Genomic DNA, 13533 nt, shown 5'->3' with positions numbered 1-13533 from the left:
ACAATAGATGGGTATTCCCCCTTCCGATTTTATCTATATAAAATATTCGAAGGAAGGATGTAGTATGATTACACCTAAACTATTGAACTGCGCCCGCCATCATAATGGTGCTTCGAATCATTCGATAGCAGTCTAAAAAGTCCCTCATGACAAATGATATTGTAAGTGGATCGACTCTTTGTACCATTGGTAGAATTTCCACCGCATCTGCTAATCCAGTGTGTAAAAATGATATTTTCACAGAATAAGGCGGTTCTATTTTAAATGGCGGAACGTCATTTCGACCTTTTATCGCCTGTGTCGTTCCCTTTTTAATAAGTTCTCTTGCGACAATAGGATGTTTATTTAAAGCTGTCGTTCGATTAATCGTTTGTTTCACTTCTATCGTATGAATATTGGATATACATGCCGCAGCCTCCTGGGCTACTAAGTCACATCCGGATACAAGAATCGTTGGGACGTTGAAATAGCCCGCGACAAGTGCGTTCAATCCAAATTCACCAAATGCTTGTCCATTGATCTCGATCGATTTTACAACGCGGCCATTAAACGTGTGATTTAAGATTCCATTAGACCCCATCATTGTATGGTATCCAATACATATAGCCGCATCAAAATCATCGGATAACCCTTCCATCATGGCTAGTTTTTTAGGTGAGCCGCTAATGAGAGCTGCTTTTGGATGTAAATCTTCATGAAATATATTCCTCATCGTCCCATGAGAATCATTGACGATAATCTCTTTAGCACCCGCATCTAAAGCACCTAAAACACAAGCATTGACTTCTTCTGTCATCAATTTTCTGGCGTAATCGTGCTCTCTGCCATCCCGCGCAGTATGTTCGCCATGTACGATTCCCGAAACCCCTTCAATATCTGCGGAAATAAAAATCTTCATCGTTTCACCTACATTCCATCAAACTTCTACTTTGACTAAATGTTTTCTTATCTGTTCATATGGTAATGGAGGAACTCTTCCCCTCTTTCCAACAATTTAGTACCCCCTCTTCCTTGTCGGGCATGTACTAACCCCAATTCCTGCATAACTTCCAACCGTAATCGGAGCTGTTGATCAGATAATCGAATGTCTTTTTCTAGTAATTTCACTTTAACCTTTACACGGCCAAATGATTTAAAATTTCTCTTCCCTTCCTCGTAAATGGCTAAAATCGCCAAGCTTTCTTCCAAAAACCCATGTTCTTCTATTTTTTCACCTATTTCATCGATCTCTTGTTCCGATAAATGAGCCGCTTTTGGATACTGGCTTACTTGATCCATCACCAATTGCCCTTTTTGTTCGTTAGTCATTTCAAAACGATGTCTATCCGCGAGCGTAATTTGTGATTTGAAAAAACGATTCATTAATGACCTTTGATCATACAGTAAATCCAATTGCTTCGACACTTCCAAAACCGTATTAAAATCCAATGTTCTTGGGCCAATGTCAATGACATTTAAAAATTGTCCTGGTACTGACTCACATTCCCCCGGCGTAACAATATGATCTATTTGATCAGGTATAGCGTGAATAGGATTGTAGGCGATGTATTCCTGTCCATAAAAGATCTGCTTAAGTGATTCGGCAGCTTCACAAGCGTGTTCATACGTGTCATTGATAACAAGTATTTTCTGCCCGATCGGTACATTCGCAATCTCCCTAGTGCCAGCAACATTTACCTCTCGCTTGGCTACAATTACCTGACAAGATTCCGGAATAAACGGACTAGTGATCCCCTTTAAAATATCCTTTGATAGAACAACCATTTCTCCTTCGGTAATCGTCTCCATCGTCAGCTCTTGCAAAGTTGTACCTAGTACTTCTATTTGATCTCCGAAAATGTCCTCGAGTTGGTCAGCAACTATGTCTAAGTATGTTTCTTGAATTGAAAGAACACGAAGTCTTCCTTTTACCTTATTCACTTTGAAGCTCCTCAGCAAAATGACAAGCAACATAATGACCTTTTTGCAGCTCACGAAATTCCGGTGCTTGCTCCTTACATTTTTGCTGAGCAAAAGGACATCTCGTATGGAACGTACAGCCGGACGGCGGACTTGCGGGACTTGGAATATCACCTGTTAAAAGGATTCTTTCTCTTTTTAATGTTGGATCCGGAATTGGTACAGCGCTAAGCAATGCTTTTGTATATGGATGCAACGGCTTTTTAAAGAGCGTATCCCGATCCGTCAACTCAACGAATCTGCCCAAATACATAACGCCGACCCGATCAGAAATATGTTCTACAACACTTAAATCATGAGAAATAAAAACATACGTCAAATTGTATTGTTTCTGCAAATCTTTTAGCAAGTTTAAGATTTGTGATTGGATGGAAACGTCCAGTGCCGAAACAGGTTCGTCGGCAATAATTAGCTTTGGATTAACTGCAAGCGCTCGTGCAATCCCAATCCTTTGTCGCTGTCCGCCACTGAACTCATGCGGATAACGCTCACCGTGATACTTATTCAAGCCAACAACTTCTAATAATTCCGCAACTCGATCTGCTCTCTTCTCTTTTTCCATATTGTGAACAATAAGCGGTTCTTCAATGATTTCTTTTACCGTTAAGCGAGGGTTAAGAGATGCATACGGATCTTGGAAGACCATTTGAAACTCTTTTCGGTACGGTCTAATTTCGTCCTCGTTTAAATCGGTGATGTCTTTCCCTTCAAAAATGATTTTCCCATCGGTCGCTTCAAGTAATTTCATAAGCACTCTGCCCGTGGTAGATTTTCCGCAGCCACTTTCTCCAACAATACTTAACGTTTCGCCTTCTTTTACTGTAAATGACACACCATCAACGGCTTTTACATATTCTCTTTTTTTACTAAACAGTTTTCCTTTTAAAGGAAAGTACATTTTAATGTTCTGAACTTCCAACAAGTTCTCGCTCATCACTCGGCACCTCCTCTTGCAGCCAACATCTGACTGAATGCTTCGGCGAACATTCTTTGTATTCAGGTTCTTTTTCCCAGCAAATATCCATCGCAAATGGACATCTTGGTGCAAATTTACATCCCTCCGGCATTCTCGTAGGGATCGGAACATTCCCCGGAATGGATTGTAGCTTCTCTACCCGTTCACCAATTTTGGGAATAGATGATAACAACCCTTGCGTGTAAGGATGTTTAGGGTCCGTAAAAATCGTATGTACATCACTTTCTTCAACGGCCCGTCCCGCGTACATCACGACAACACGATCACACATTTCAGCGACCACGCCTAAATCGTGAGTGATAAGTAAAATTGCCGTATCGGCAGTTTTATTCAAGTTCTTCATTAAATCCAAAATTTGAGCCTGTATCGTTACGTCAAGTGCTGTTGTTGGTTCATCTGCAATTAATATTTTAGGATTACACGCCATAGCCATTGCAATCATCACCCGCTGGCGCATTCCTCCCGAAAGTTGGTGTGGAAATTCATGAACAATTTTTTCAGGACGGGAAATGCCAACTGCTTTTAACATGTCGATCGCCCGAAGCCTTGCATCTTTTTTCGATAGCTTTAAATGCAGACGGATCGTTTCTTCTAATTGTCTCCCAATTTTAAATACGGGATTTAATGAAGTCATTGGCTCTTGGAAAATCATCGCGATATCATTTCCGCGAATTTTTCTCATTTCATTTTCATTTAATTGAACCAGATCCTGTCCTTCGTATAAAATTTCACCGCCGGCAATTTTCCCCGGCGTATCTTTTAGTAATTTCATAATTGATAAGGATGTTACACTTTTTCCACTGCCGGATTCTCCTACAATTCCAAGTGTTTCCCCTTTAGCAACTTCAAACGAAACCCCATCGACAGCTTTAACAATTCCGGAGTCACTTTTAAAATGAGTTTGAAGGTTGTTCACTTTTAATAATGCTTGCTTCATGGGATCACTCCTTTTCTCCAAATCTTTAATCCTTAATCTTCGGATCGAGTGCATCTCGTAATCCGTCTCCTAATAAGTTAAATGCGAGAACCGTAATAAAAATGGCCAATCCCGGAAATAACGTTACATGCGGCGCTATATTTAAGTAATCCCTTCCACCACTTAACATGGCACCCCACTCCGGTGTTGGCGGCTGTGCCCCTAGTCCTAAAAAGCTTAAACTTGCAGCAGTTAAAATTGCCGAACCAATCCGCATCGTAAAGTAAACAATAATACTTGATACAGTTCCCGGAAAAATATGCTTCCAAATAATTCTGCTCGGTTTAGCACCAATCGATTTTGTTGCCTCTACATATAAGGTAGATTTAACTGCTAAAGTCGAACTTCTTACAATTCGTGCAAATACGGGAATACTGAAAATGGCTACTGCAATGACAACGTTTCCGAGACCCGGTCCTAAAATAGCAATAATACCAATTGCTAATAGAATTCCCGGAAATGCCAGGAGAACGTCACAAATTCGCATAATGATTCGGTCAACCCATTTACCATAGTACCCCGCTAATAATCCAAATACAGTTCCGCCAATTGCTCCTAGTAATACAGACGATAATCCAACAAACAAAGAAATTTGTGTACCTGCCACGATCCGGCTAAAAATATCCCGACCATAGGCATCTGTTCCAGCCCAATGTTCGGCAGACGGTCCCAAAAGGACACTGTCATAATCAGGTTCAGAAATATCGTAAGGTGCTACATATGGACCGATAGCGGCTAGTAATATTAGAAAAACAACAAAAAAGAAAGATATGAATGCAAGCTTTTGCTTTTTAAACTTTCTCCAAAACTCCGAGAAAGGCGTGCGACTAGTAATTTGCTCGGCTGTCAATTTCATATATTCTTCTTTTTTAGAAAGTTTCAATTCTACCATTACGATCACCCCTTACTCATATCGGATCTGTGGATTTAATACTCCATATAACAGATCGACTATTAAGTTAATTAATATAAACTCTAATGCAAATATTAGCATCTCAGCTTGAATGACTGGATAATCACGATAGGCAACCGAATCGATGAGCAATTTTCCTAAGCCCGGCCAACTGAACACAGTCTCGATGACAACTGATCCGCCTAAAAGGAATCCAAATTGTAAGCCCGTCATTGTAACGACAGGAATCATGGCGTTTCGGAGACCGTGCCCCCAAACTACCTTGCCTTCACTTAAACCTTTAGAACGTCCAGTACGGATGTAATCCTCTTTTAGTACATCCATTAATGAGGAACGCGTAAAGCGAGCAACGACTGCCGCCACCCCTGTTCCAAGTGTAAAAGATGGCAATATATAACTCTTCCATGATTCCATTCCACCCGAAGGAAACCATCCAAGTGTTACCGCAAATAATTGAATGAGCATAAGTCCGAGCCAAAACGATGGCAAGGATAAGCCAGAAACAGCACCGAACATCCCCAAATAATCTTGCCACTTATTTCGTTTCGTTGCAGAAACGACGCCAATGATTAAACCAATCACGACTGCCCAAACCATACTCCAAAATGTCAGCCAAAATGTCGGCATGAACCGTTCAAATACCTCTTCCGTTACTGGGCGTTTTGTTTTTAAAGATGTCCCTAGATCACCTTTCACTAGGTTTGCCATGTAATTGATATATTGCTCGTGCAACGGTTTATCTAATCCTAACTCTTTTCTAACTAACTCCACGTCTTCAAGTGTTGCATCTTCACCAGCAACTAATCGCGCCGGATCCCCTGGGATCATATGTACGAAAAGAAAGATGAGGATGGATACTACCAATAAGATCGGTATAATCTCGAGTAGTCTTTTGGTAAGAAAGCGAAGCATATTCATCCCTCCTATGAGTAAAGACATGGGGGTGTCCCAAAACGAAGAGCCAGGCACTTCCGGGACAACCCCATGGAATAATTATTTATTCGATTTCAATATCTGAAACGCTAAGTGATCCATCTGGCAGTAAGTAAATACCTTTTAGGTAATTTTTCTTTCCAGCCATTGTATTATCAGTTGAAAGGAAAGCCCATGGTGCATCTTCCCAAACTAAACTTTGAACTTCTTCATAAGCTTTTCCGCGTGCATCTAGATCAGCTGTTGCCAGGGCAGCAGAGATTAATTCATTCACTTTTGTATTCTCATAGTAAGAAATGTTGTAAGAGAATGGCGGGAATGCTTCATGGCCGCCTAGAAGTGGGCGAATTCCCCAATCTGCGTCACCTGTTGAAGGTGACCATCCACCGTAATACAGTTCGATTTCTGCATCTTTCGCATCTTGTACAGACCAAATTTTATCGGACAATGTACCAGATTCCATCGGGACAACTTCAACTTCAACATCGATTTGCGCTAGTTGTTGCTGTAAAAACTCCATTGCTTTAATGGCACTTGAGTGATTCGCGCCCCATAGCTTCGCTTTAAATCCGTTCTCATATCCGGCTTCTTTTAGCAATGCTTTTGCCTTTTCAACGTCAAATGCATACGGATCCTGTTTTGAATAAAATTGAACGTCTGGTGCAATGACCGAATCCAAAACATTCCCGTGGTCATTCATAACAACTTTAATGAACGCCTCTTTATTAATTGCATGGTTAATCGCTTGTCTTACCTTAATATCATCATATGGTGCTTTTAATAGGTTCATCGCTAGATAGCGAACGATGATGGAAGAGTTACTTTCGACTTCAATACCATTTTTACCATTTATGCTGTCAGCTTGTTCAGTTGGAACGGGATAAATGAAATCCGCTTCGCCTGTTTGCAGCATCGCGATACGGGAACCGTTCTCTGATACAGGTTTGAATGTGATTTTGTCAACTTTAGGAAAACCTTCTTTCCAATAGTCTTCATTTTTTACGATTTCCAATCCTTCACTTGGCTTCCATTCAACAAATTTAAATGGTCCTGTTCCAACTGGATTTCTTGCAACTTCTTTCCCATGCTCTTCCAATGCTTTCGGGCTGTGAATCATAGCCGAAGGGTGAGCAAATGTGTTAATCATCGCACCAAATGGCTCCGAAAGAACAAATTTCACTTCATACTCCCCAAGTACTTCAATTTCTTGAATGAGGCTAAATAGACTATGACGTTTTAAACCGCTATTCGGATCAGCTAATCGATCAAAGTTCACCTTAACTGCTTCAGCATTAAAAGGTGTTCCGTCATGGAATTTTACATTCTCTTTTAACTTGAATGTAAATTCCTTTGCATCTTCACTTGCTGCGTATTCCTCTGCCAACACAGGGATTACATTCATGTCTTTGTCAAAACCGACAAGTCCTTCTAACATTGTTTTTTGTGCGGAGTTGGATAATGTGTCATTTGTGTCATGCGGATCCATTGTTGTAAAATTATCCGCTACAGCGATAACAATATCTTTTCCACTTTTACTAGCTTTTTCTGATTCTTTTTTCTCACCATCCGAATTGTCTCCGCCGCCTGAAGAACAGCCAGCGATTACAAGTACGAGTGATAAAGCCAGTAAAAATAAAATATTTCTAGCTTTTTTCATTTTCTTTTCCCCTTTACTTTTTTTATTTATGAAAGAATGCTTAATGCATTTTTCAACGAAAAATTCGGACTGAGCTGCCCAATTACTTCCTGTCTTGCATTCGTCAATTTTGGATAATGATGATTTTCTAAGTTTTGAAGCTGGTTTTCATTTAATAGATTCAGCTGCTTTAAGACTTCCATAGCTACAGGGGACGCTGCTCTTCCATTGCCGTCCTCTACTTTAATCGCAATCCCAATGCCCGTTTCTTTATCGCCAATACAATAGACACCTTCTGCTCCAGCTTTGCCGAATAGTTGTCCATTTGCACATTTCATTAAATCTGTACAAAAGCGGTCTGTTCCGCCTACCATTTCCGGCGCAGCCATCATAGATTCTGTTACTTTTTCGATTGCTTTTTTCCGTTTTTCCGGGAAGCTTATTGGATTCGCCATTCTCGCAAATGCGAGCGCTAGATTTTTTAGGGGAATCCCGTGTACCGGAAGACCGCATCCATCGACTCCAATTTTTATTTCATCGGCTGGAACTTGCGCAATATCACTAATAACTTCGATTACTCGTTGTTGTACGGGATGCTCAATTTTATAGTAGTCTTGTAAACTCTCTTGCATAAATTTCGCAGTGGCAAGCATGCCGCTATGTTTTCCCGAGCAGTTATTAAATTCCGGTGTAACTTCTTTCCCTTCTCGCATGAGTTTCTCATACGCTTCCTGCCAGCGCGGCGGATGTGTACCACACTGTAAGTCTTCAGTCGTCAGTTCAAGTCTATCTAGAATCGTTAACACTCTGTCTGTATGCTGCGCTTCACCACTATGCGATGCACATGCAAGTGAAAGATCAGCGGCGTCTAAGTTATAAAATTCCATTGCACCTGTTTCAACAATGGGTACCGCTTGCAAAGGTTTCATAGATGAACGTGCAAATGTTACACGATCTGGATCTCCATTAAAATACAGCAATGTTCCTTCACTATTCACAACCGCAATATGCCCGACATGTGTACTTTCTACCAATTCCCCTCTTGTAACATCAATCAAATGCTCCCCACTCATGCTAACACCTCATGTTGTTTTTATTTTCTAAAACTATACAACATGTTTAAACATATTACAACAAGTTATTTGAACATTTTTAATCGAGTAACTCTTCCAGTTTGAAAATCTATTGTTAACATTGGGTTTCTTCTCCTTTCTAGGAGTTAGGATGAATTTTTCAAAAAAATAAAACGTTATGGAAAATGTCCTACCATTTTCCATAACGTTTTTTCGTTCTATTCACTTACTTCTAGTTAATTTTGAACGGCATATATCATTCGTTTGCAACAAAAAAGTTTCTGCAACTTTTTACTGAAAATACAGATGCACTGCCATTAAAATGATTGCCACATAAAAAAAATCCGCGGAGATTTTCATCTCCACGGATTTTTTGCGCCATCAACCGTTTTGCAAATCTATTGTATAAAGGAATAACTCTACAAACACATTGTACCATAATTTTCTGCAATCTCAAAGGTTAAATTATGTTTTTACCCTATTTTTTCCGCTAACGGATTACTTTTCCAATGCTTTGTAGAGGAAAACTGAGAAATCTGCACGGCTAATATTTTGAGTTGGGCCGAATTTGCCGCCGCCAATTCCTTGCGTAATATTATTTGCCGCTAGGGAATTAATTTCACGGTAAGCAAAGCTGCCTTTAATGTCATTAAAATGGTTTTCATCGGTATATGGTAAGTTGAAGCCGCGTTGTAAAATCGCTGCCATTTCGGCACGTGTCAACTTGCCGTTCGGATCAAATTTTGTGCCGCCTTCTTTCCCGCGAATGTAACCCGCTTTCGCTACAGCTGCTACTTCACGGTAGAAATTCATATTCGATGTCATATCCGAGAAACCAGGATCCTCCACAGTATCAAGCGATAAGTTCTTAGCACGCGCTAAAAGAATCGCACCTTGCAATCTCGTCAATTCTTGATAAGGACCGAAGGAACCATCCGCATACCCTGCGATAATCCCTTTATTGACGAGTGCCTTAATTTCATTTTCCGCTCTAAATGTCAAACCTGTGTCTTTAAAAAGACCTTCTTTATAGTCTTTACTAAACAACGCTTTGACATCATCCACCATAATGAAACCTTTTGTTTTCAAAGAGACGTTCGGCTGTGCAATGTAAATTTGTTTTAGCGTGAGATCACCTTGTGCATCAGCTGGAATATCCGCAGTTACAAAATTCCATCCAATCCATTTCAAGCCGTTTTCGGGCGTAAAGTTAATCGTGTATTCTTTTCCCGTGCTGTCTGCAATTTTTCCGCGAAGCCATGTTTGACTTGCATCACCATAAACGCGAGCAGCAATTTTCACTGGCTTTCCGCCCATGGAAATCGGTGTTTTCGCTTCCAGATAAGCCGCGGAAGTACCTGCTTGTCCAGTAAAATCATACGTTAGTTTTAATGCGCCAGTCCCTTCAAATGCCGGTTCTTTTGCGCTATTTTGCGACAACTGTGCGATTCCATTCACAGCATTTGATTGCCAATTGGTCACTGACTCCATTGAATCAATTTGAGTGCTGTCTCCGCCGATCGTTACAGGAATTGTAACGGTTTGATTTGCTAGTGTCGCTTGAATGGTACCTGTTCCATTTGACTTTGTTGCTGTAAATACACCATTTGATGAAATCGTTCCGATACTGTTCGTAACAGACCATTTGACAAGTGCTGGATCAAAAATCACTTCTCGCTTTTTCGCGTCAAATGCTTTAACAGAAATCGTTTTGCTTTCACCCGAACGTACTGTTACTGATGAAGTTGACGGTGCAATGGTTGCAATTGCGTCAACCACTTCAAATGGAAGCGTTACGGATGCAGAACCGTATTGTACCGCAATGGATCCCGCTCCCGATTTATTCGCCGTAAATTGTAAGCCATTCGGTGTGATTAAACTTTGAGGTGATGTAACTTTCAGATCGCTGCGATTGATGTTCACCGGATTATAATGCTGATCCATGACATAATCCACAACGACTGATCCTTTTGTCCCTTTCAAATAGACACCTGGTTTTTCAATACGAGCCGAGATCGATGACGGTGCTCCTTCCGGTGCAGTCGATAAAGCAAAAAGTGCTGTTGATACTGCGCGTTCTACGCCATCAGATGGACGATTGAATAAGGAAACATTCGTGTCGCCTGGTTTTCGAACAGCCATTGTCGTTGAACCGCCGCCGTCCAAGTTTAATGCTTGGTAAGCACCAATAGAGGCAAGATAGTTAGCAAATTCCGGCAGACTCATCCCTTTACTATACGGCTCTTGTCTTCCATCAACAGTAACCATAAACACTTTCGATCCTGTTTTGTCGATTGCAATAGCCGTTCGTGGTGCACGTTCTCTTGCACGATCACTTGTTGGATCAATACCTAAGTTGACTTTCCCATCTTTCACCAATTCAGGACCAGACGTCAACATAAACGAAGAACCCTTCCATTGTTCATCAATATTGGCCGTAATCGAAATGGTTTCTCCGATGTTGATATCTTTAATCATTTGCATCGCATCACCATGTGCGGATAATACAAATCCATCCTTTGGAATCGCCGATGCTGTTTGATCGCCGCGTTCTCGTATTTTAGTAACTGTACCCGTTACAGTTTCCCCAAAATTCAAATCTGTTCCACCGGTCACACCTGAAATAACCAGCTCCCAGCCTAGACCATTTGTTTCAGTCGTTGCTGCTGGATATAGGGGTGTATACAAAATTAAATTATCAGTCGAACGGTGCTTGTCCGTACTCGTAATCGGATAATCCGCTCCAGCATAATTAAATGAAAGATCTAACGTATAAGCATCGATCTTTCCTTTTCCATTACGATCAATGCCAAACGCGATCGGCTGATTGACATACTGATCTTTCCCCGATGCAATAATGCCCGCATTGATCAGTCGATCACGGTAGGCAATTAAGTACATCGGCAAGTTGCCTTGATCTTTAGACCAATAAAACGAACCATTCACAGCACCAACTACTTGCTTGCCTGAACCCGTGTACTGATTTGCTTGCGCCGTTGTTCGCATCAATCGATTTAATGGTGTGGGATAGCTGACATCTACAGTTGTATAAGGATCATTCAAATCGACTGTCAACTGACGAAACGCTTGTGGAAAACTTGAAATCGTCTGCTCATTGTAGTCGTATTGAACACCTCCCGAAACCTTCATCTGCTCATTTGCTGCCAACGATGTCATTGGCAAAATGAGTAAAAACACAAGCAATGCAACAAAAACTTTTGGTATTCTCCTATGTTTCTGCAAAACTTCCATAACCCCCGACTTCTATGTAATGCCTTTATTATAAACTGTTGTTCTACAAAAATCACAGAAGATTGGCAGATATTTCATTTTCATACTATTTGACTAGAGTTATCGACTCTATAGAAAAATCCTCCCCATTGATCAATGAGGAGGATCCTGTTAATCAGCAAATTCATTTTTTCGACTGCCCACCGCGATGAAACCGGCCGTTAAAATATAGAAATACATTGTAAATGCTTTATCTTCCCAAATATTGTAAATCATACCGCACCAGAAAATCGCAATGAGTGAAGCAAGCATTGGGATGGCAATCGGAGATTCATGACGCTTTTTCCAAAACATCACGAGCATGCCCAACAAAAACACCGCAAATAGTAGAACGCCGACCACGCCCGTTTGCGCAATCACTTGGATATATTGATTGTCAGAATAGATATTGAAGGTAATGCCGTAATCCTCATAAATTGGGGAGGAATACGTTTTGGATGCCGAATCGCCAAATGTGGAAAACCCAGTTCCAATAATTGGGTGATCTTTAAACACTTCGAACCCTTTATTGACGATAAAGAGACGACCGGTCGTTTTACTCTTATCCAACGTACTACCCGTAAACGTATTTGTGATACGGTCTTTTTCAACCGCCGCAAAACCGCTGTCTTCTTCAGCCGGTCCCGTCCTTACAAAGTTCCCGATATCGGTATGACTTTTAATCCACTGCGTCCCATATGTAACAGGAACAGCAATAAGAATAAAACCTAGCGCGATGACTGCAGCGCTTTTCACTACAAATTTCCAGTTGCGTGTAAATAAGAAGTAGACTGCTAGACCTACGACAAAGGCAATCCAAGTCCCGCGGCTGTATGTTAAGATCCACGTTCCTGCAAGAAGGACGAGGAAAATATTGAGCCACAACTGAATTTTGGTTTTCGGTAAAGCATTTTTCAAGCAATACGTAAGCATTCCAGCAATTGTTAAGTGAACGGCTAATACGTTCGGGTTATTCAACAGACCATAAATACGGCTCGCATTGTTCGGCGAAAGCTGACGATTCACCCATTTCTCAGGCATTAGCGCAGATCGCATGGAAAGCTTTTCTACAATCCCTTGGATGACAAGAATAACCGCGACAGCGACTGTTATGACAACGAAGTTCAGAATATCACGTTTTTGAATATCCAGTCGTTTGACAATGTAAATGAGCAAAAATGTAATCGCGAATGCACGTAGTTGAAAAACAACCGCGATAAGCGATACACCGGTTAACATTGCTGAAACTGATCCAACAACTAAAAATCCGATAAATGCCCACTCATACACTTCGAATCGAAAAATCGATTTAAGATTGCCTCGTGAATCCCATATGACGCGTAAAAATGCAAAAATGATGACGATATCACCGATCAACTTAAGGGTAGGGTTCACTTCAATTAAAAAAGGACGGAAAGGAAAATAAATGAGTAGGAATAAGATTGATTGTTTCGGCCTAATAAATGCAGCTGCTGCAAATAATGCGGTAGCTATGTATGCCGATATGCTTGTGGGAATCATTAAGTTAATAAGCAAGATAACTGCACCGATTAAAGGAACTGTCATCTCCTGAAATTTTGTCGTGAAATTCATTCGATAAATCCTCTCTTTTATTCATTCGAAAATCAGTATACCACAGGAAACACCTGCAAATGATATTATTTTTCTAGCCTCCTGCTATAGGACGTTTATAGGATGAAATAGATTCACTTTTTTGTTGGAAACTTGACGCGATTCGTTGGAAACTGCAAATATCACCATGAAAAAATGGGTTACCGCATCATCCAACACGGCAAC

The 13533-nt window shown here is 40.8% G+C and carries 10 protein-coding genes; all 10 read right to left on the bottom strand.

Features of this window, described 5'->3' with window-relative positions; all coding sequences use genetic code 11:
• Window positions 1-79 precede the first annotated feature (79 nt).
• Entirely contained in the window at window positions 80-898 is an 819-nt protein-coding gene (locus AU377_RS06330; protein ID WP_067405815.1) for a M55 family metallopeptidase, read from the bottom strand.
• Window positions 899-945: 47 nt separating this feature from the next.
• Complete coding sequence (locus AU377_RS06325; protein ID WP_067405813.1) at window positions 946-1920, bottom strand: hypothetical protein; 975 nt, start codon at window positions 1918-1920, stop codon at window positions 946-948.
• Entirely contained in the window at window positions 1913-2893 is a 981-nt protein-coding gene (locus tag AU377_RS06320; protein WP_067405811.1) for an ABC transporter ATP-binding protein, read from the bottom strand. Before AU377_RS06320 ends, AU377_RS06325 begins: the two co-directional genes overlap by 8 nt.
• Window positions 2859-3872 (bottom strand): ABC transporter ATP-binding protein, encoded by a 1014-nt coding sequence (locus tag AU377_RS06315; protein ID WP_067405809.1) that lies wholly within the window; start codon window positions 3870-3872, stop codon window positions 2859-2861. Before AU377_RS06315 ends, AU377_RS06320 begins: the two co-directional genes overlap by 35 nt.
• 25 nt (window positions 3873-3897) lie before the next feature.
• Entirely contained in the window at window positions 3898-4767 is an 870-nt protein-coding gene (locus AU377_RS06310; protein ID WP_067406107.1) for an ABC transporter permease subunit, read from the bottom strand.
• Between the two features lie 48 nt (window positions 4768-4815).
• Entirely contained in the window at window positions 4816-5736 is a 921-nt protein-coding gene (gene gsiC, locus AU377_RS06305; protein WP_067405807.1) for a glutathione ABC transporter permease GsiC, read from the bottom strand.
• Between the two features lie 85 nt (window positions 5737-5821).
• Window positions 5822-7414: a glutathione ABC transporter substrate-binding protein gene (locus AU377_RS06300; protein WP_067405804.1), complete on the bottom strand. Its 1593-nt coding sequence runs from the start codon at window positions 7412-7414 to the stop codon at window positions 5822-5824.
• 26 nt (window positions 7415-7440) lie between these two features.
• Window positions 7441-8466 carry an asparaginase gene (locus AU377_RS06295; RefSeq protein WP_067405802.1) on the bottom strand — a complete coding sequence of 342 codons (1026 nt, stop codon included), beginning with the start codon at window positions 8464-8466 and terminating at the stop codon, window positions 7441-7443.
• Window positions 8467-8964: 498 nt separating this feature from the next.
• The gene (locus AU377_RS06290; protein WP_067405799.1) at window positions 8965-11718 is read right to left on the bottom strand and encodes a phosphodiester glycosidase family protein; all 2754 of its coding nucleotides are present in this window, start codon (window positions 11716-11718) and stop codon (window positions 8965-8967) included.
• A 150-nt stretch (window positions 11719-11868) separates the two neighbouring features.
• The gene (locus tag AU377_RS06285; RefSeq protein WP_067405796.1) at window positions 11869-13329 is read right to left on the bottom strand and encodes an O-antigen ligase; all 1461 of its coding nucleotides are present in this window, start codon (window positions 13327-13329) and stop codon (window positions 11869-11871) included.
• Between the last annotated feature and the right edge of the window lie 204 nt (window positions 13330-13533).

The sequence above is a fragment of the Sporosarcina sp. HYO08 genome, from assembly GCF_001563475.1.
Taxonomy (GTDB): Bacteria; Bacillota; Bacilli; order Bacillales_A; family Planococcaceae; genus Sporosarcina.
The sequence above is the reverse complement of the archived record's forward strand: the minus strand, read 5'-3'. Positions and strand labels throughout refer to the sequence as shown.